The 17,741-nt window shown below is 70.4% G+C and carries 20 protein-coding genes; 9 read left to right on the top strand and 11 right to left on the bottom strand.

The window, feature by feature from the left end:
- Positions 1 to 63 precede the first annotated feature (63 nt).
- Positions 64 to 822, top strand: a complete 759-nt coding sequence (locus OHB13_RS23285; RefSeq protein WP_266853932.1) for a SigE family RNA polymerase sigma factor — start codon at positions 64 to 66, stop codon at positions 820 to 822.
- 234 nt (positions 823 to 1,056) lie between these two features.
- Here the strand turns inward: OHB13_RS23285 and OHB13_RS23290 are convergent, their stop codons facing one another.
- Positions 1,057 to 1,968: a helix-turn-helix domain-containing protein gene (locus OHB13_RS23290; protein WP_328378367.1), complete on the bottom strand. Its 912-nt coding sequence runs from the start codon at positions 1,966 to 1,968 to the stop codon at positions 1,057 to 1,059.
- A gap of 101 nt (positions 1,969 to 2,069) precedes the next feature.
- Positions 2,070 to 2,306: a DUF397 domain-containing protein gene (locus OHB13_RS23295; RefSeq protein WP_266853928.1), complete on the bottom strand. Its 237-nt coding sequence runs from the start codon at positions 2,304 to 2,306 to the stop codon at positions 2,070 to 2,072.
- Positions 2,307 to 2,497: 191 nt separating this feature from the next.
- Here OHB13_RS23295 and OHB13_RS23300 point away from each other — a divergent pair, with 191 nt between their 5' ends.
- Together OHB13_RS23300 and OHB13_RS23305 are read left to right on the top strand one after the other, a co-directional pair.
- Positions 2,498 to 3,109: an ATP-binding protein gene (locus tag OHB13_RS23300; protein ID WP_328378368.1), complete on the top strand. Its 612-nt coding sequence runs from the start codon at positions 2,498 to 2,500 to the stop codon at positions 3,107 to 3,109.
- A gap of 167 nt (positions 3,110 to 3,276) precedes the next feature.
- Entirely contained in the window at positions 3,277 to 4,260 is a 984-nt protein-coding gene (locus OHB13_RS23305) for a quinone oxidoreductase family protein (protein ID WP_328378369.1), read from the top strand.
- Between the two features lie 31 nt (positions 4,261 to 4,291).
- On the opposite strand, the gene OHB13_RS23310 is transcribed toward OHB13_RS23305, so the two are convergent.
- Positions 4,292 to 4,957, bottom strand: a complete 666-nt coding sequence (locus OHB13_RS23310; RefSeq protein WP_401603203.1) for a uridine kinase family protein — start codon at positions 4,955 to 4,957, stop codon at positions 4,292 to 4,294.
- A gap of 130 nt (positions 4,958 to 5,087) precedes the next feature.
- Between OHB13_RS23310 and OHB13_RS23315 the strand changes: the two genes are divergently transcribed.
- A complete protein-coding gene (locus OHB13_RS23315) occupies positions 5,088 to 5,468 on the top strand; it encodes a hypothetical protein (RefSeq protein WP_266853923.1) in 381 nt (126 codons plus the stop codon).
- Between the two features lie 143 nt (positions 5,469 to 5,611).
- Here the strand turns inward: OHB13_RS23315 and OHB13_RS23320 are convergent, their stop codons facing one another.
- From OHB13_RS23320 to OHB13_RS23340, 5 genes are all read right to left on the bottom strand, one after another.
- The gene (locus OHB13_RS23320; RefSeq protein WP_266853921.1) at positions 5,612 to 6,511 is read right to left on the bottom strand and encodes an aldehyde dehydrogenase family protein; all 900 of its coding nucleotides are present in this window, start codon (positions 6,509 to 6,511) and stop codon (positions 5,612 to 5,614) included.
- Positions 6,511 to 7,974 carry an aldehyde dehydrogenase family protein gene (locus OHB13_RS23325; protein ID WP_328378370.1) on the bottom strand — a complete coding sequence of 488 codons (1,464 nt, stop codon included), beginning with the start codon at positions 7,972 to 7,974 and terminating at the stop codon, positions 6,511 to 6,513. Before OHB13_RS23325 ends, OHB13_RS23320 begins: the two co-directional genes overlap by 1 nt.
- Before the next feature lie 5 nt (positions 7,975 to 7,979).
- Complete coding sequence (gene deoC / locus OHB13_RS23330) at positions 7,980 to 9,002, bottom strand: deoxyribose-phosphate aldolase (protein WP_328380376.1); 1,023 nt, start codon at positions 9,000 to 9,002, stop codon at positions 7,980 to 7,982.
- 271 nt (positions 9,003 to 9,273) lie between these two features.
- Entirely contained in the window at positions 9,274 to 9,738 is a 465-nt protein-coding gene (locus tag OHB13_RS23335; RefSeq protein ID WP_328378371.1) for a hypothetical protein, read from the bottom strand.
- A gap of 80 nt (positions 9,739 to 9,818) precedes the next feature.
- Positions 9,819 to 10,466: a PH domain-containing protein gene (locus OHB13_RS23340; protein ID WP_328378372.1), complete on the bottom strand. Its 648-nt coding sequence runs from the start codon at positions 10,464 to 10,466 to the stop codon at positions 9,819 to 9,821.
- 261 nt (positions 10,467 to 10,727) lie between these two features.
- Here OHB13_RS23340 and OHB13_RS23345 point away from each other — a divergent pair, with 261 nt between their 5' ends.
- From OHB13_RS23345 to OHB13_RS23355, 3 genes are all read left to right on the top strand, one after another.
- Positions 10,728 to 12,014, top strand: a complete 1,287-nt coding sequence (locus tag OHB13_RS23345) for an amidohydrolase (protein ID WP_328378373.1) — start codon at positions 10,728 to 10,730, stop codon at positions 12,012 to 12,014.
- Positions 12,015 to 12,171: 157 nt separating this feature from the next.
- Positions 12,172 to 14,124, top strand: a complete 1,953-nt coding sequence (locus tag OHB13_RS23350; protein WP_328378374.1) for a serine/threonine-protein kinase — start codon at positions 12,172 to 12,174, stop codon at positions 14,122 to 14,124.
- Positions 14,125 to 14,351: 227 nt separating this feature from the next.
- Positions 14,352 to 15,410, top strand: a complete 1,059-nt coding sequence (locus OHB13_RS23355) for a phosphotransferase family protein (protein ID WP_328378375.1) — start codon at positions 14,352 to 14,354, stop codon at positions 15,408 to 15,410.
- A gap of 438 nt (positions 15,411 to 15,848) precedes the next feature.
- On the opposite strand, the gene OHB13_RS23360 is transcribed toward OHB13_RS23355, so the two are convergent.
- Genes OHB13_RS23360 through OHB13_RS23370 form a run of 3 tightly spaced genes read right to left on the bottom strand, consistent with a single transcriptional unit; the run spans position 15,849 to position 16,590 of the window.
- The gene (locus OHB13_RS23360; protein ID WP_328378376.1) at positions 15,849 to 16,151 is read right to left on the bottom strand and encodes a hypothetical protein; all 303 of its coding nucleotides are present in this window, start codon (positions 16,149 to 16,151) and stop codon (positions 15,849 to 15,851) included.
- Complete coding sequence (locus OHB13_RS23365; RefSeq protein ID WP_328378377.1) at positions 16,148 to 16,327, bottom strand: hypothetical protein; 180 nt, start codon at positions 16,325 to 16,327, stop codon at positions 16,148 to 16,150. The genes OHB13_RS23360 and OHB13_RS23365 overlap by 4 nt, the downstream gene beginning before the upstream one ends.
- Positions 16,324 to 16,590: a hypothetical protein gene (locus tag OHB13_RS23370; RefSeq protein WP_266853908.1), complete on the bottom strand. Its 267-nt coding sequence runs from the start codon at positions 16,588 to 16,590 to the stop codon at positions 16,324 to 16,326. The genes OHB13_RS23365 and OHB13_RS23370 overlap by 4 nt, the downstream gene beginning before the upstream one ends.
- A 93-nt stretch (positions 16,591 to 16,683) precedes the next feature.
- Between OHB13_RS23370 and OHB13_RS23375 the strand changes: the two genes are divergently transcribed.
- Positions 16,684 to 17,523: a helix-turn-helix domain-containing protein gene (locus OHB13_RS23375; RefSeq protein ID WP_266853906.1), complete on the top strand. Its 840-nt coding sequence runs from the start codon at positions 16,684 to 16,686 to the stop codon at positions 17,521 to 17,523.
- Positions 17,520 to 17,735 carry a DUF397 domain-containing protein gene (locus OHB13_RS23380; protein WP_328378378.1) on the top strand — a complete coding sequence of 72 codons (216 nt, stop codon included), beginning with the start codon at positions 17,520 to 17,522 and terminating at the stop codon, positions 17,733 to 17,735. The genes OHB13_RS23375 and OHB13_RS23380 overlap by 4 nt, the downstream gene beginning before the upstream one ends.
- Positions 17,736 to 17,741 lie beyond the last annotated feature (6 nt).

Genomic DNA, 17,741 nt, shown 5'->3' on the forward strand with positions numbered 1-17,741 from the left:
AAACTGCGGAGGCAAGCTCTTCATCAACAGACCGAAGCACGACTCCACGGCGGGGGGCGCGAGATGAACACACTGCACAGCAACAACTCCGGCGCAGTAATCACGCGGCTCCACGACGTGGTGACCGCACGCAACATCGAGAAGTCCGGTGCCGCGGGAGGGCGGGGGTGCTCTCGTGGCACCGGGCGTCAGCACCCGGCGTACATGACGGTGGTTGACGCACCCGCGCCGGTCGCGAAGGCGGCCGTGCCGAGCCAGCCGGTGGTGCGCCGGGAGACCCCGGAGGAGGGGCCCTCCGCGTCGGAGGCGGAATTCACCGCCTACGTACAGGAGCGCCGCGCTTCCCTGTACGCCACCGCCTACCACCTGACCGGCGACCGTTTCGAGGCCGAGGACCTGCTCCAGAGCGCGCTCTTCTCGACGTACCGCGCCTGGGACCGGATCAGCGACAAGGCGGCCGTGGGCGGGTATCTGCGCCGCACGATGACCAACCTGCACATCAGCGCCTGGCGCCGGCGCAAGCTCAACGAGTACCCGACCGAGCAGCTCCCGGAGACGGTGGGCGACACGGACGCGATGCGCGGCACGGAGCTGCGCGCGGTGCTCTGGCAGGCGCTGGCCCGGCTGCCCGAGACGCAGCGCACGATGCTGGTGCTGCGGTACTACGAGGGCCGTACGGATCCCGAGATCGCGGAGATTCTCGACATCAGTGTCGGCACGGTGAAGTCCAGCATCTGGCGCTCCCTGCGCCGGCTGCGCGAGGACGACGTCCTCAGCTTCGGCCGTGACGAGCAGGAGTCCTTCGGCGAACTCGTCGCCTGAGGGATCGGGGGAGGGTCGCCGTTCCGGGGGGAAACGGCGGGCGTTGATGGGGGCGGGGTTCGGGGGAGCCCGGGGGAAGCGGAAGAGGGCCGGACAGGCCGGGGGTGGCCTGTCCGGCCCTCTTCCCGTGTCCGGTCCGCGGCTGGTCTGCGGCCGGCCCGTGGCGATACGTGGCGATACGTGGCCGACCGCGGCCTCACCGCGTGCGGCGCTCCGTGGCCGACCGCGGCCGGGCTATGCCCGGTCGAGGAGCCGCTTGATGAACGGGGCGGCGTCCTGCGGCGGGTCCGCCTCGGTGACCAGGCGGTCCATGATCAGCGAGTAGTGGTCGATCTCGTCCTGCTTGTCGAGGTAGACCGCGCCGGTCAGCTGCTCCAGGTAGACCTTGTCCGGCAGGTCCGGTTCGTTGAACCGCAGGATGGTGATGGGGGTGCCGGCCGCCGCCATCGCGCCCACGCTGAACGGGGCGATCTGTACTGTGACATTGGGCAGTTCGGCCACTTCGAGGAGATGTTCGAGCTGTCCGCGCATCACATCGGCCCCGCCGAAGGGGCGGCGCAGGACGGCCTCGTCCACGACCGTCCACAGCGTCGGCGCATCCGGCCGGGTGAGCAGCTTCTGCCGCTCCATGCGGAGCTCGACCAGGCGGCTCACCTTGGATTCGGGAGCGTTCGGGTAGCCGAGGCGGGTGATGACCCGGGCGTACTCAGGTGTCTGGAGCAGACCGGGGAGGAACTGGACCTCGTAGGTACGGATGAGGGACGCGGCCTCCTCCAGGCCGACGTGCAGCTCGAACCAGTTCTCCAGCACGTCGTTGTAACGGTGCCACCACCCCGGCAGGTTGGCCTGCCGGGTCATCTCCAGGTAGTCGGCCCGGACTTCCTCGTCCAGTACGCGGTAGAGGGTCAGCAGGTCGATGACATCGCGCTGCTTGAATCCGACCTGACCGCGTTCGAGCCGGGTGATCTTGGCGTCCGACGCCCGGATCGCCCTGCCCGCGTCCACCCGCGAGACACCGCGGTCCTGCCGGAGCCGCCGCAGCCGTGCCCCCAGCAGGATGCGCAGGGCGGTCGGACCGATGTGCTGGTGGTCCAGGTACCGCCTTATCGAAAGCTGTTCCCTGCTCGGCCGCTGTATGGCGGTCATGCCAACTCCCGTAAGGCGACTGGACGGACACGAAGAGTGCCAGTGTTCCATCTGCCCCCGGGGCGCGTACAGCAGGGCGGTGCCCGCCGCTACCGATGGCCTCAGATGGACAGTGCGTCGAACTCGCCGTCCTTGGCCCCGGCGATGAACGCGGCGATCTCCGCACGCGTGTAGACCAGCGCGGGACCCTGCGGATGACGGGAGTTGCGCATCGCGACGCTGCCGTCGGGGAGCGCGGCGACCTCCACGCAGTTGCCTCCGGGAGCACTGTGCCGACTCTTCTTCCAGTGCGCATTGTCGATCAAGTCGGATTGTGTTCCGTTCGCAATCTGTTGCATTTTGATCACTCCTCGTCGTGGTGCGCACGTCTGACCAGGCATCATGCAGATGCAATTGCAGCTGCACTTGCTGCGGCAATTGCGTCAGCCGGAACTGTAATTGCAGATGCAGTTGCGGCACCATCCCTCGGAGGGGGATAGTGGCAGCCGATCAACCGCTCGTGACGTCTGGCTGCTCCTCGGAGATCGCGATGACATCCCGCTCGACCGGACCAATTGGCGCCTTACCCGGGCCGACCGTCCACCGACTGCTGGGCCGTGCGCTGTGCGACGCGTTCCGGCACGAGGGGCACGAGGAGACAGACGCCGCGTCCGTCCGCTTCACGGCCTGCGCACTGCCGGCCGGGGGCCAGGCGGTCGGTGAGGGCCGCCGTTTCAGCGGATCCCTGCTGCGCGACTGGGCGTTGAGCCCCCTCGTCGACAACGCGGCGCTCATCGTCTCCGAACTCCTCAGCAACGCCCTGCGGTACGGACTCGGGGCCCTGCCGGCCCGGTCCGCCCCCGGTCCGGCGGTCTGGCTGGGGATGCTGCGCAGACGCGGGACCGTGCTGTTCGCGGTCTGCGACTCCAGCACCGCCGTTCCGCGGGTCAAGGAACCGGACTTCATGGCCCAGTCGGGCCGCGGTCTGCACATCATCGACTGCCTGAGCGAGACCTGGGGCTGGACCACTCCCGACAACGACGGCAAGGCGGTCTGGGCCGCGGTCTCGTGCCCTGCCGCACCGGGTGTCCCGGACAACTCACGTGCCGACACACGGCCGGTGGCCGCCGTCCGGCCATTCGCCATACGGCGAACCGTCTAGCGTCGGGCGGGGGTTGGTCACACCCTGATCCCGCGCAGCCCACCTCCTTCCGGTGCCGGTACCCGGCAGCGGGAGGAGACGCCGGTGCGGCCGTACAGCCTGGTGGTGCCACACCCAGGATGAGGAGGCACTGCCCGCTCTGCCGTCGTGGCGGCAGGATCGGTGACATGAACAGCAGCAGCGCGCAGATGAAGGCAGTGACCATCCCCGAGTTCGGCGAAGCCGAGGTGCTCCGCATCGCCACAGTGCCGGTCCCCGAACCCGGGCCCGGCCAGGTCGCCATCGATGTGGCGTACGCGGGAGCCAACTTCGCCGAGATCCTCTACCGGCGGGGCGTCGTCGACGTGCCGCTCCCCTTCGTGCCCGGCATCGAGGTGGCGGGGCGGATCCGAGCCCTGGGCGACGGCGTCGCGGACCTGCGCGTCGGGCAGCCGGTGGCGGCACTCACGATCGTCGACAGTGGTGGCTATGCCGAGGTGGTGCTCACCTCCGCGAGCCTGGTCGCACCGCTGGACGGCTCCGGTGTCGGGCTCGACGTCGCCGCGGCGCTGCCGTCCAACAGCACCGCCGCGTTCCTGGTGCTCGACCGGGTGGCCCGGATCGAGCCCGGAGAGAGCGTTCTGGTCCACGCGGCGGCCGGCGGCGTGGGCAGCCAGCTCGGCCAGGCCGCTCGCCTGCTGGGCGCGGGCCGTGTGGTCGGAACCGTCGGCAGCGAATCCAAGATCGATATCGCCAAGGGCTTCGGCTACGACGAGGTGATCCTGCGCGACCAGGCCGCGGACGCCGGCGAGTTCGACATCGTGGTCGACATGGTCGGCGGTCCCACCCGCCGCGCCGGCCTCGACCAGCTGTCCCCGATGGGACGCCTGGTGGTGATGGGCAACGCCTCAGGAGCCGAGGACGTCGGCATCCCGGCCAACGAACTGTGGTTCACCAACAAGACCGTCTCGGGCTTCAACCTGGCGGCCTTCTCCGCCGCTTTCCCCGAGGAGACCGGCCAGGCACTGCGCCGCGCGGTGGCCGCCGGGGCCGCGGGGGAGCTGCGGGTTCAGGTGGAGACTCTGCCACTGGACCAGGCCGCTGAGGCGCACCGCCGCATCGAGTCGGGTATGACCACAGGCAAGCTCGTGCTCGCCGTCGCGGCACGGTGACCCGCACCTGACCCGCCGTGCTCCGGCAGAGTCAGACCGGCCGGGCCGACCCGGCCCGACGGGCGGGGGCCAGGGAGCCGGCCGGTGCGCAGGCCGCCGCCAGGCGGTCCAGTGCCTCCTGCTTGTCGCAGGGGTACGCGCCCAGGCCCGACTGCCGTGCCACGATGCCCCGTTCGGCCCGCATCAGCCGCCACCCCCGCCGCAGCAGGAACGGCACCGACTTCCGTCCCTCGCGCAGATCCCGCAGCAGCCGTCGCCGGAACGTCGTGGAAGGCCGCCCGCGCAGGCAGAGCGCGTCCGCCAGTACGCCCAGTTCCTCGCACCGCCGCACGATGTCCGCCGCGAAGATGCCCTCCGCGATGAACACGGGTGCCCCGCCGGTGTCGAACGTCTCGCGGTCGACGCGGGCGCTGGCGGAGATGTCGTACACGGGCACGGCGGTACGGCCCGTCCGGCACAGCTCCTGGATCGCGGCGACCGCCGCGTCCGCGTCCCACGACAGCGGTGAGTCCCAGTCGATGTCCGCGCTGCCGAGGACCTGCGGCAGCGTCGGGTCGTCGCCCTCCTTGTAGAAGTCGTCCAGGCGCAGCACGGGCAGGCCCGAGCGCGCGGCGAGGGACGACTTGCCGGATCCGGAGGGGCCCGCGAGCAGGACGACACGGGCCGGTATGGGCTGGATGGACCGGGAGGAACTCACGGAAGAACATTCTCCCGCATTCAGCGGTCCGTGCTACTCCCAGGAGTGAGGTTGCTGCGGTCTTTGGAGCGGAGACCGCACAGCAACTACTCTTTGTGCTCATCTGCTTACTCTGCGAGTCAGGAATCCCATGGCATCACATGCAGCCCCCAAGCCCCGGCGGAACTCCCTGCTCCGTATCGGCCTCACCGTCTCCGTGGCCGGTGCGGCGCTCGGTATGGGCGGTGCGGCCGCACAGGCCGCCACGCCCGCGGCCACCGGCTCGGGCGGCCCCACCGCGGTCCTCGGCAGCCTCGGCCCGTCGCCGGTCCAGGTGCTGACCGGTGCGGTCGGCCATGCCACCGCTCCGGTGGCGGCCCTCCAGCTCGACCCGCTGGCCAAGACCGGGGTCGACCCGCTGGACAACGCGGTCGGCACCCAGGTCGCGGACTTCAAGCCCGTCTCGACGGCCGTGCTCACCTCCCCGCTGACCAGCGGCGGTGCGCTCAAGGACCTGCTGCCCGGCCGCTGAAGACCGGAGAGCGGGTCCACCGCGGCCGCGTACCGGAGAGGCCCCCGCCGCCGCTGAACTCGACATTCAGCGGCGGCGGGGGCCTCCCGTACAGCCGTCCCCGTGGCGGGCGGCGGCCCGCCGGTCCGGGCTCAGTGCCAGGCTCAGTACGACGAGCCCGACACGCCCAGGGCGCCCGTCGGGTGCCAGACCGTCTTCGTCTCCAGGAACGCCGTGAGCCGCTCCGTGCCGGGCGTGGCCGTGAAGTCCACAGCCTGTGGACGCAGTACCCGCTTGAGGTTGTCCGCAGCGGCGATCTCCAGGTCGCGTGCCAACTCGGCATCCGCACCTGTCAGGTCGATGGCGTTGACATCCTGGTGCGCGGCGAGCGGCGCGGCGATCTCCGCCGTCTTCCCGGACAGCACATTGACCACACCGCCCGGCAGGTCCGACGTCGCCAGCACTTCGCCGAGCGAGAGCGCGGGCAGCGGGGACTTCGCGGAGGCGATGACGACCGCCGTGTTGCCGGTCGCGATGACCGGGGCGACGACCGACACGAGACCCAGGAACGACGAGTCCTGCGGGGCGACGACCGCCACCACACCCGTCGGCTCGGGGGTCGAGAGGTTGAAGAACGGACCCGCGACCGGGTTCGCCCCGCCCACGATCTGGCCGATCTTGTCCGTCCAGCCCGCGTACCAGACCCAGCGGTCGACCGCCGCGTCCACCACGGCGCCGGCCTTCTGCTTGGAGATGCCGTCGGCGTCCGCCACTTCGCGTACGAACTGGTCCCGGCGGCCCTCCAGCATCTCGGCCACGCGGTAGAGGACCTGGCCCCTGTTGTACGCGGTCGCGCCCGACCAGCCGCCGAACGCCTTGCGCGCCGCGACGACCGCGTCCCGCGCGTCCTTGCGGGAGGACTGCGGGGCGTTGGCCAGCCAGTTGCCCTTGGAGTCGGTCACCTCGTACACGCGCCCGCTTTCGGAGCGGGGGAACTTGCCCCCGACGTACAGCTTGTAGGTCTTGAAGACGCTCAGCCGGTTCTGCTGCTCAACGGTGCTCATCAGCGCTTGCCTTCCGGGCTCGACGGGGCGAGGTACGCCTCCAGGCCGTGCCGGCCGCCCTCGCGGCCGTAGCCCGATTCCTTGTAGCCGCCGAAGGGCGAGGTCGGGTCCAGCTTGTTGAATGTGTTGGCCCACACCACACCGGCGCGGAGCTTGTTCGCGACCGCGAGGATGCGCGAGCCCTTCTCCGTCCAGATGCCGGCGGACAGGCCGTACTGCGTGTTGTTGGCCTTGGCGACGGCCTCGTCGGGCGTACGGAACGACAGCACCGAGAGCACCGGGCCGAAGATCTCGTCGCGCGCGACGGTGTGCGCCTGGGTGACACCGGTGAAGACCGTCGGGGCGAACCAGTAGCCGGACGTGGGGAGTTCGCACGCGGGCGACCAGCGTTCGGCGCCCTCCGCCTCGCCCGTGTCCGCGAGCTTCTGGATACGTGCGAGCTGCTCGGCCGAGTTGATGGCGCCGATGTCGGTGTTCTTGTCGAGCGGGTCGCCCAGGCGCAGCGTGGCGAGCCGCCGCTTCAGCGCGTCCACCACCTCTTCCTGCACCGACTCCTGGACCAGCAGTCGTGAACCCGCGCAGCAGACCTGGCCCTGGTTGAAGAAGATGCCGGTGACGATGCCCTCGACGGCCTGGTCGACGGGTGCGTCGTCGAAGACGATGTTCGCGCCCTTGCCGCCCAGCTCCAGGGTGACCTTCTTCTCCGTACCCGCGACGGAGCGGGCGATGGCCTTGCCGACGGCGGTGGAGCCGGTGAAGGCCACCTTGTTGACGTCCGGGTGCTCGACCAGTGCGGCGCCCGCGTCCCCGTATCCGGGGAGGATGTTGACGACGCCCTTCGGCAGGCCCGCCTGGCGGCAGATGTCCGCGAAGAACAGCGCGCTCAGCGGGGTCGTCTCGGCCGGCTTGAGCACCACGGTGTTGCCGGTGGCGAGGGCCGGGGCGATCTTCCAGGCGAGCATCAGCAGCGGGAAGTTCCACGGGATGACCTGGCCCGCGACGCCCAGCGGCCGGGGGTTCGCGCCGAAGCCCGCGTGGTCGAGCTTGTCGGCCCAGCCCGCGTAGTAGAAGAAGTGCGCGGCGACCAGCGGGAGGTCCGTGTCGCGGGTCTCCTTGATCGGCTTGCCGTTGTCCAGGGTCTCCAGGACGGCCAGCTCGCGCGAGCGCTCCTGGATGATCCGGGCGATACGGAAGAGGTACTTGGCGCGCTCGGAGCCGGGCAGCGCCGACCACTTCGTGAACGCCTTGCGGGCCGCCTGCACGGCGCGGTCCACATCGGCGGTGCCGGCGCGGGCGACCTCCGACAGGACCTCCTCGGTGGAGGGGCTGACGGTCTTGAAGACCTTGCCGTCCGCCGCCTCGGTGAACTCGCCGTCGATGAAGAGCCCGTAGGACGGGGCGATGTCGACGACCGAACGCGACTCGGGAGCCGGTGCGTACTCGAATGCGGATGAGAGTGCCATGGTGATCAGTCCACCGTCACGTAGTCGGGACCGGAGTAGCGGCCGGTGCTGAGCTTCTGACGCTGCATCAGCAGGTCGTTCAGCAGGCTGGAGGCGCCGAAGCGGAACCAGTGGCTGTCCAGCCAGTCGGCTCCCGCGGTCTCGTTGACCAGCACCAGGAACTTGATCGCGTCCTTCGTGGAGCGGATCCCGCCCGCGGGCTTCACGCCGACCTGGATGCCGGTCTGCGCGCGGAAGTCGCGGACCGCCTCCAGCATCAGCAGGGTGTTCGCGGGGGTGGCGTTGACCGCGACCTTGCCGGTCGACGTCTTGATGAAGTCCGCGCCCGCCATCATGCCGATCCAGGAGGCGCGGCGGATGTTGTCGTACGTGGACAGCTCGCCGGTCTCGAAGATCACCTTCAGCCGTGCTGCGGTGCCCCCGGGCCGCACGCACTCCGCCCTGACGGCCTGGATCTCCTCGTACACCGAGAGATAGCGGCCGGAGAGGAACGCGCCCCGGTCGATCACCATGTCGATCTCGTCGGCCCCCGCCGCGACGGCGTCCCGCACATCGGCGAGCTTCACCGGCAGCGCGGCCCGGCCCGCCGGGAAGGCGGTGGCGACGGACGCGACCTTCACGTCCGCGCCGTTCAGCGCGGCCTTCGCGGTGGCGGCCATGTCCGGGTAGACGCAGACGGCGGCCGTCATCGGGGTGGTGCGGTCGGTCGGGTCGGGGTGGACGGCCTTGGCGGCGAGCGCCCGGACCTTGCCCGGGGTGTCGGCGCCTTCGAGCGTGGTCAGGTCGATCATCGAGATGGCCAGGTCGATGGCGTACGCCTTCGCCGTGGTCTTGATCGAACGGGTGCCGAGGGCGGCGGCGCGCGCTTCGAGGCCGACGGCGTCGACGCCGGGCAGGCCGTGCAGGAAGCGGCGCAGCGCGCTGTCGGATGCGGTCACGTCGGCGAGGCCGCCTGCGGAGGGTGCGTCTCCCGGGCGGGAGGCGGGTCCTTCGCCGGGGGTGCCGGGGGAGGGGGCGGTGGTGGGCATGGTCACCAGATGAGCATATCTACGCGCGTAGCGACCTGTACAGGGGGCCGGTGAACCTCCTGGTGGGGGCGGGGTGCCTCCGTGTGCTGAGGTGCCGCGGAGTGCGGGCATGGGGGACAACGCATCCGCCGCTGTGCCGCGCGCCTCCCTCGGCCGCACAGGGCCCCGGCCCCCTTCGCAGGGCGCCCGCGGTCGGGCCCGCGATCAGCTCTGCGGTCAGACCTGCGATCACGCCCGCGGACAGTCCTGCGACCAGCGATCAGCTCTGCGATCAGGCGTCGTCACCTTCGTAGGCCGCCAGCGCGGCTTGGCGCATCTCGAACAGGCGGCGGAGGGATTCTTGATCCAGATGCTCCCGCGTCAGCGCAACGGTGGCCTCGCCCTCCAGGGCGGCCCACGCCTTCCGGGCGCGTTTGTGGCCTATTCGTCGTGTGTCGCTGCGCAGGAACCCGGCCCCTGCCGACAGCCCCGCAGAGGCCAAGGCCAGCAGCGCCGCAGGGGTGCGTGCATCCGGCGTGGTCAGACCCGCCGCGCCGGACACCGCGGCGAGCAGGGCGGCAGGGAAGCCCAGGACGATATCGGCGACCGCCCAGAACGCGGCTCGTCGGTCGGCGAGAGTCGTCTTCCGGTGTGCTTCGTTGCGCAACCGCTCGGACTCGGCGAGCAGCCGGCACGCCGGGCCACCGGACGGGTCGCTGAACGAGGCCGTCCCGGCCCCCTCGCAAGCATCGGTCATGGCCCAGATTCCAGCACAAGTGGAGCTGATCCCGCCGGACTTGGGCCCATCCCGGTTCCGGGCCCCGGGAATCCGCCGGGTCAGCCCACGGCGAGGAGCACGGCGAGCAGGACGGCGCCCGCCGCGGCCGGGGCCATGATCTCGTAGGCCCAGCGGACCTCGGGGGTGCCCTGTGCCGTCGGCCGGTCGCTGCCGCGCTCCGAGAGCTCGCGCAGTTCGATGACCGACTGGTCGGCCGGCGCGCGGCCCTGATCCGCGTCCGCGCCCTGGGCGAACGGATTGCGGTTCTGGCGCTGCCCGGCACCGGGCGCGGCAGCCCGCATCTGCTGGATGTTGGCCCGCTTGCGGCGGCGCAGCGAGACCGGCACGGCCCAGAGCTGGTACTTGCTGCCGCCCACGAACGCCTCGGTGGAGTACGCGGCGCGGATGTCGTCGACGCACGCCCAGGGCAGGGTGATCGAACGGAAGGGGTTACGGATCCTGAGCCGGTCGTCGTTGGCGTACACGGCGGGCCGCAAGGTGAAGGCGACCACCAGCGGAATCACGAGGACCAGCCCGGCGAGGGCCAGCCAGGGAGTGTTCCCGTGGCCGTTGACGAGGGCGTCGATACCCAGCCAGAGAGCGAGGGCGAGCAGCAGCACGCCACCCGCGAGCCCGGCGAGTGACCGGTAGACACGGTCGGCGTAGACCGGGTCGGGGGGCTTCGGTGTGGGGTGCTCAGGGGTCATGCACCGATTCTGCCTGACGGGCCCGGCGGGGGCGGCACGGCGGTCGCTGAGCCCGCAGGTGACAGCCCGCCCGGGGCTGGCCACGATGGTGGGGGCGCCGGTCCCGCACCGGTCCCGTGCCGGCCGTGAACCGGTCTCGCACCGGCCGCGCACCGGTCCCGCACCGGCCGTGAACCGGTCCCGCACCTGCTCCCGGCCTTCGTGAGGGATCTCGGATCCCTGTGCCCCGGGAAGTATCCCCACGCTTCGGGAAGGATCCCCATGACCAGCACCTCCCGCGCCGACGACATCCTCGGCGGTCTGGACGGCATCCGCGACGATCTTGAGGACTTCTACCGGGACCTCCATGCCCATCCCGAGCTGGGCCTGGCCGAGCGGCGGACCGCGGCGCGGGTGGCCGAGCGGCTGCGGGAGTGGGGGTACGGGGTCACGGAAGGAATCGGCGGCACCGGCGTGGTCGGCGTCCTGGCCAACGGCGACGGCCCCACGGTGCTGCTGCGCGCGGACATGGACGCGCTGCCGGTCCGGGAGGACACCGGGCTGCCGTACGCGTCGACGGTGACCACCACGGACGCGGACGGTGCGGAAGTGCCGGTGATGCATGCCTGCGGACACGACACCCATGTCACCTGCCTGCTCGGCTTCGCCCGGCTGATGGCCGCTGCCCCGCAGGCGTGGCGGGGCACGCTGACCGTGCTGTTCCAGCCGTCGGAGGAGAACGGCGACGGCGCCGACGCGATGGTCGACGACGGTCTCGCCGACCGGATCCCGCGCCCGGACGTGGCTCTCGCCCAGCATGTGCTGCCGTATCCGGCGGGATATGTGGGGGTGCGCCCCGGCTCGTTCCTGTCGGCGGCGGACAGTCTGCGCATCACGCTGTACGGGCGCGGCGGCCACGGTTCCATGCCGCAGTTCGCCGTCGACCCGGTGGTGCTGGCGGCGCTGTGCGTGGTGAGGCTCCAGACGGTCGTATCCCGCGAACTGGCCGCCACCACGCCCGCCGTGCTGACGGTCGGCAGTATCCAGGCGGGTGCGAGCCCGAACGTCATCCCCGACAGCGCCGTCATCCTGCTGAACGTCCGCACGTACGACGAGACGACCCGCCGCCAGGTGCTGGACGCGATCGAACGCTGCGTCAGGGCGGAGGCGACCGCATCGAACGCACCGAAGGAGCCGGCCATCGAGCACATCACCTCGTTCCCGGCCACGGTGAACGACGCGGATGTGGCGGACCGGCTGGCGAAGGCCTTCGCGGCGCACTTCGGCGACGACGCGGGCACGATCGAACTCCAGACGGCCAGCGAGGACTTCAGCCAGATCCCGCGCGCCTTCGACGCGCCGTTCGCCTACTGGGGGTTCGGCGGTGCGGACCCGGAGAAGTACGCGGACGCGGTCAGGAAGAACACGGTGGCCCAGGACATCCCGGTCAACCACAGCCCGCACTTCGCCCCGGTGATGCAGCCGACCCTGGACACGGGCGTGGCGGCGCTGACGGTCGCGGCGCTGGAGTGGCTGGGGGCGGCGGAATCGCCGGGCGGGCGGGGCTGAGGCGGTACGGACGCGGGACGGGTGAGGCAGTAGGTGACCCGCCCCACCAGCCTTGTCCACCTTCACCGTGCGCTTCAACCGGGCGTATTCTCCAACGAGTTACGCCGACTTGCGCCGATGATCAGGCGGCAGCAGGAAGACCGGGGGCCATATCACCATGAGCGGCACGAACGGGGAGCAGGACGGGGAAGGGGACGGGCAGGACGAGGGTGGCATCAAGCCCCTCACCGCCTTCGATCCGACCCGCATCGGACCGTACCTGCTGCTCGGGCGGCTCGGTGCCGGCGGCATGGGGCGGGTGTTCCTCGCACGGTCGGAGGGCGGGCGTACCGTCGCGGTGAAGGTGGTGCACGAGGAGCATGTCTCCGACGCACAGTTCCGGGCGCGGTTCCGGCGGGAGATCGACGCGGCGCGGCGGGTGGGTGAGCGCTACACAGCGCCCGTGCTCGACGCCGATCCGGACGCCAGGCCGCCCTGGGTCGCCACGGGGTACGTCCCCGGACTCTCCCTGGAGCAGGTCGTGCGGCGGTACGGGCCGTTGCGCGCCGAGGCGGTGCACGCCCTGGCGGACGGGCTGCTGCGCGCCCTGAAGGACATCCACGACGCCGGGATCGTGCACCGCGACCTGAAGCCGTCGAACGTCATGCTGACCGTGGACGGCACCCGCATCATCGACTTCGGCATCGCGCGCGCCCTGACGACCTCCGTCGAGTCGCTGCTCACCAGCACGGGGATGGTCATCGGGTCGCCCGGTTTCATGTCACCGGAGCAGATCCGGGGACAGCAGGCCGGGACCAGGAGCGATGTCTTCACCGTCGGGTGCGTGCTCATGTACGCGGCGACGGGGCGGCTGCCCTTCGGGCACGGCGCGAGCAACCAGCACGCCGTCATGTTCCAGATCACGCACGACGAGCCGGACCTGGAGGGCGTGGAGGATCCGGCGCTGCGGGCGCTCATCACGCGGTGCCTGGACAAGGATCCCGGGCAACGGCCCGATGTGGAGGCCCTGTTGGACGATCCCGAGCGGGTACGGCCGGGGGCCGCCGCGGGGCCCTGGCTGCCCGGCGATGTCATCGCGCACCTCGCGCAACGGTCCGCACGGCTGCTCGACGTCGAGGCGGCGCCGCTGCGTGAGGAGCCCGAGCCCGGCGAGGCGGCAGCGGGGCCCCGCGAAGGGGCCGTGGACCGGGCGACGGTCGGCCTGCGGCCACAAGCCGGAGCTCCGGGTGCTGTCCCCGCGCCTGCGGGCGCCGACGCCCCGGTGCGGGAACCGGAACGGCGGCCCCGCCGACGCGGCAGGCTCATCGGGCTGCCGATCGTCGTCGTACTCGCGGCCGGCGGCGGCACGTTCGCCCTGATCCCTTACGTCCAGGGCAGCGGCGGGCACGGAACGCACGCCCAGCCACCGGCCGTCAGCGCGAGCGTCACCCCATCCGGCAGCAACTCGCCCAGCAAGCCCGGCAGTTCTCCTTCCAAGTCCAAGGGCGCGAAGAAGAAGGGCGGGGGTGACGACAAGGGCGGGCCGAAGCCCCAGGGGAGCGACGGGAGCCCGAAGAAATCGTCGGGCGGCAGCAGCTCGGCCGATGGCGGCACCGGCACCAGCGGTGGGTCCGGCTCCAAGGGGACATCGGGCGCTGCGGGGGCGTCGGGGTCATCGGGATCGTCAGGGTCGTCGGGTTCTTCCGGCGGAGGTTCCTCCGGCTCCGGTGGCTCCAGTGGCGGCGTGCTGACCCCCAAGGGCAGCCACCGCCTCCGCACTGCCTCCAACGGCGAGTGCCTCCGCAACGACGGAAACGGCCGCGCCGAAACCGTCGCCTGCAGTTCCGCTTCGGATCAGGTGTGGGGCTACAAGTCCCTCTCGGGCGGCGGCTTCGAGGTGTACAACAACGGCACGATGACAGGCTGTCTCACTGTGGACGGCACCGCGGGCTCGGTGATCGGAGCCGGTCCTTGTGGCGTGGGTGACGCGCAGCGCTGGACGGTCGGCCCGTCCGGACACGAGCTCCGCAACCCGACCTACGGTCAGTGCATCACCGCCGACAAGATGTACGGCCTGGTCCTCGCCCCCTGTAGCTCCTCCAACACAGCCCAGCAGTGGTCCAACACCTGAGCGACCAGTGGCTGAGTGCCTGCTGTTCGATCCCGGGCAGACCGTTTGTCCAGCTCGGAATTCGAGCGGGGGTCTGGTGTGAGGCGCGCGGCGTGACTGAGCGCGGCAGCCGGCCGCTCCGGCCCCATGGGCGGCGTGCCGTCACGTCCTGGGGCGCGTTTCAGAATGGGGATCGGCCCAGGTCATGGCTCTCGCATGCGTACGGAGCCAAGGCTAGGCTCATCCGCATGCTGAACCGGCTTCCGTTCGACGAAGCGCTGCGCTCCACCGTAGGCATCCCCAAGCGGAGCAAGCTCCTGGACAGCAGTCCGCGGTCACGGGTGTGGCGGGTGCGGCTGGCCGACCGGAGTCTGGTGATCGTCAAGCAGATCACTGACGGCGGGGACACGGGTGCCGACGCGGACACGCGCTTCGCGCGGGAGGTCGCTGGGCTGCGCCTGGCGGGACGGGCGATCGGGCCCACCGTGGCTCCCGCGGTGCTCGCCACGGACCTGCCCTCGCGGGTGATGGTCCTCGATCACTTGGACGACCTCGGCAAGACGGACGACTGGATGCCGGGGTACGCCGAATCGCTCGCCCGCCTGCACGCCCTGACCGGACCCGCCGACGCGGGCGCACTCCCGGCCTGGTCGGGGCCCACGGCCGCCGACGCGGAGTCCTTCCTCGCCCTGGCCCGGGCGCTCGACGTGTCCGTCCCGTCCGCGGTTCTCGATGAACTCACCGCTCTCCTGGACCGGTTGGACCCCACTCCGCATCATGCGCTGCTGCACGGCGACCCGTGCCCCGGCAACGACCTGCGCACCACCGACGGTGTCCGTTTCGTCGACTTCGAACGGGCCTCGCTTGGGAACGGACTGGTCGAGCTCGCGTACTTCCGCATCGGCTTCCCCACCTGCTGGTGCGCGATGTCGGTCACCGCGGCCCCGCTCGCGGAGGTCGAGGACATCTACCGGACCACCTGGCACGGCCTTACCGGCAGGGATGTGCCGGGCGACCTCGCCGATGCGTGCGCCGGCTGGCTGATCCAGGGAGACGCGCTCGTCGAGCGGGCCCACCGCGGGACGGTCGACCAGCTCGCTCGGGTACCCACCGAGGACTTCGAGTGGGGCTACATCTCCGCCCGCGAGCGGCTCGTTCACCGCCTCGGCGTGGTCGCTGACATGACCCGCGACCACGACCTCCTGCACGCCGTGGGCCGCCTCAGCTCCACCCTGGCCGTGCGCCTGTTGGAATGCTGGCCAACATTGCGGCCGCTGCCCGCACCCGACACCCGCCCTTGGTACTAGGGTGCGTGCCGAGCGCGGGCAGGCGGGCGGCTCGTACGCCGTCGTCGGAGAGCCAGTTGCGCCAGGGGTGGGAGACCGGACCCACCTGACAGTCCTGCCCCACCTGGCAGTTGAGATGACGTGACATCACAGCCCCGGCGGGGCGGTCCTCGTACTGGACCCCGCCGGGGCTGTCGTGTGTCGCGAAACAGTGAGGCTTGCGGAGGAGTGCCAGGACGAGGGCCAGGTCTGGTCGGAGACGTCGATGACGGAGGCGATCCGGAAGAAGGCGCCCGTGCGTCCAGGTGCAGAGCGTGGAGGATCTGAAGATCGATCTCGTCATAACAGCCGGATTCCATCGCGATACCTCGCTCGATGTCGGATCTTCCGAGTCCAGGGCTGATGAACGGGGCTGAGCCCGGGCGGCGGCGCTCTCACACCTCGATCCTGGGGGAGCTGTCAGTCGTACGGCACGCTCGCTGTTGCCGGGGAGACCAGGTTCTGGAGCTGGTCGAGTGCGGTTCGGAGTGCTTCGAGTTCGGCGATGCGTTCTGCGTTGCGTTCGGCGACGGCGGCGTTGAGGCCCGCGAAGAACCGGGTGCGGTAGGCGAGGTCCGATTCGATGCGCTGGAGTTCGGCGAACAGGGCGGGCAGGCCGGGCGGTTGCGGGGCGAGTATGCGGGTGAGGCGGGGCAGGTACCGGCGTAAGCGGGCCTGTACGACGCCTGCGGCGAAGACCAGCCGGATCAGCGGGAGCGTCACCTCTGCTGCCCGCCGTGCTCGGCCTGTTGGTGGCGCTTGCGCAGCACCCGGCAGTCGGTCTCTCTGCTCGCGTCGCCTTCGGCTTTGGCGACCGCCTCCGCGAGGTCGTACTGCTCGCACTCCCGGCAGGACTCGTGATCGTTCTTGTCGGGTGATGGTGTGCCGGTGGGGGTCACGATTCCAGCCTCCTGCGGCTCCGGCTCCGGGCGTTGATGCGTGCGATCTCAGCGGCAAGAAGCTCTATGCGAGTTGGGGTCCGAACCTGCTCGGGGACGGCTTCCCATTCGGCGCCGCCGTTGACCGGCCGCAGTGACCAGTACGGGCCGGCGAGCCCCCGGAATTCCCCGGTTTGATTGCCGTGCCCCGTATCGACCATGAGCGTGCCGAGGTCCGGGACGTAGGAAGGTTCCTGCCCATTCGGGGTGTTCTGTGCGAGCACCACCGCTCCTCTCCGTAGCCATTCCACTACCAAGCGGGCTCAGCGTGACCTACAGTCGAGTCAGTCTTCAACGTTGCGCCAGCGGAGGGCACATTGGTAAACCGCAAGGAGTTGAATCCTGAAGCAAGCCCGGAAGCGGCTTTCGGGGCGCGTTTACGCAGATTACGCGAGGCGCGCGGTTGGACTCAGGACGAACTGGCCGCGCTGGTCGGTTACACGGGCAGGCATATTTCGGCAATTGAAACCGGCCGCAAACCTCCAACTCTGCGTTTCACACGCAGTACTGATGTTGCGTTCGGGATCGCCGACACTGCTGATTCGTTCGAGCGCGAGTGGCGTGAGATCCGGCATGGGTCGCTGCTGGAGGGCTTCCCGCAGTACGTCGGGCACGAAGGCCGGGCCGTGGAGATCCGGTTGTACGAAGTTGGCATCGTCCCCGGTCTGCTCCAGACCCCCGAGTACGCGTCGGTGCTTGCCGCGAACGCCGTACGGCGCGGAGCTATCACGGCTGAGCAGGCCGACGAACGGGTCACGCTCGTCGCGGAGCGGCAAGCGGCGCTCTTTCGGCCGACCCTTCCAGTGCTCATGGTGGTGCTGGACGAGAGCTGTATCCGCCGGTCCATCGGTGATGCTGCTGCTATGGACGCACAGTTGACGCGGCTGGTGGAGTTCGCCGGGCAGCCGAACACCATGCTTCAGGTCGCCCCGTTCGACTTGGGGGCGCACCGACCCTTCGACCTTCCGGTAACGGTGCTGACGATGCCGGATCGCTCGCTGATGTCGTACGCCGAGTCCTCCCAGCGGGGTCATCTCGAACGAGAAAGTACCGCGGTACTTCCCATGTTGACGGCCTACCATCAGTTACAGGCCGAATCGCCCTCCCAGGCGGCATCCGTGGCCATGATCGAACAGGTACGAAAGGGCACCCCGTGACGACCACGACCGACTCTCCCCGCTGGTTCAAGTCCTCATACAGCAACAACGGTGGCCAGTGTGTCGAGGTCGCCACCAACCTCGTCGCCCCGCGGGGCGTGGTCCCCGTCCGTGACTCCAAGAACCCGGGTGGCCCGGTCCTGGACCTCGCCGCTGGTTCGTTCGCTTCCTTCGTGGCAGGTGTCAAGGCCGGAGAGTTCGGCGCCGTCTGACCAATC

Source organism: Streptomyces sp. NBC_00440, from assembly GCF_036014215.1.
GTDB lineage: Bacteria > Actinomycetota > Actinomycetes > Streptomycetales > Streptomycetaceae > Streptomyces.

Bases quoted from the DNA above. Each gene is read 5' to 3' on its own strand.
- OHB13_RS23285 (WP_266853932.1), top strand. From the start codon at position 64: ATGAACACACTGCACAGCAACAACTCCGGCGCAGTAATCACGCGGCTC.
- OHB13_RS23290 (WP_328378367.1), bottom strand. From the start codon at position 1,968: ATGACCGCCATACAGCGGCCGAGCAGGGAACAGCTTTCGATAAGGCGG.
- OHB13_RS23295 (WP_266853928.1), bottom strand. From the start codon at position 2,306: ATGCAACAGATTGCGAACGGAACACAATCCGACTTGATCGACAATGCG.
- OHB13_RS23300 (WP_328378368.1), top strand. From the start codon at position 2,498: ATGACATCCCGCTCGACCGGACCAATTGGCGCCTTACCCGGGCCGACC.
- OHB13_RS23305 (WP_328378369.1), top strand. From the start codon at position 3,277: ATGAACAGCAGCAGCGCGCAGATGAAGGCAGTGACCATCCCCGAGTTC.
- OHB13_RS23315 (WP_266853923.1), top strand. From the start codon at position 5,088: ATGGCATCACATGCAGCCCCCAAGCCCCGGCGGAACTCCCTGCTCCGT.
- OHB13_RS23320 (WP_266853921.1), bottom strand. From the start codon at position 6,511: ATGAGCACCGTTGAGCAGCAGAACCGGCTGAGCGTCTTCAAGACCTAC.
- OHB13_RS23325 (WP_328378370.1), bottom strand. From the start codon at position 7,974: ATGGCACTCTCATCCGCATTCGAGTACGCACCGGCTCCCGAGTCGCGT.
- deoC (WP_328380376.1), bottom strand. From the start codon at position 9,002: ATGCCCACCACCGCCCCCTCCCCCGGCACCCCCGGCGAAGGACCCGCC.
- OHB13_RS23335 (WP_328378371.1), bottom strand. From the start codon at position 9,738: ATGACCGATGCTTGCGAGGGGGCCGGGACGGCCTCGTTCAGCGACCCG.
- OHB13_RS23340 (WP_328378372.1), bottom strand. From the start codon at position 10,466: ATGACCCCTGAGCACCCCACACCGAAGCCCCCCGACCCGGTCTACGCC.
- OHB13_RS23345 (WP_328378373.1), top strand. From the start codon at position 10,728: ATGACCAGCACCTCCCGCGCCGACGACATCCTCGGCGGTCTGGACGGC.
- OHB13_RS23350 (WP_328378374.1), top strand. From the start codon at position 12,172: ATGAGCGGCACGAACGGGGAGCAGGACGGGGAAGGGGACGGGCAGGAC.
- OHB13_RS23355 (WP_328378375.1), top strand. From the start codon at position 14,352: ATGCTGAACCGGCTTCCGTTCGACGAAGCGCTGCGCTCCACCGTAGGC.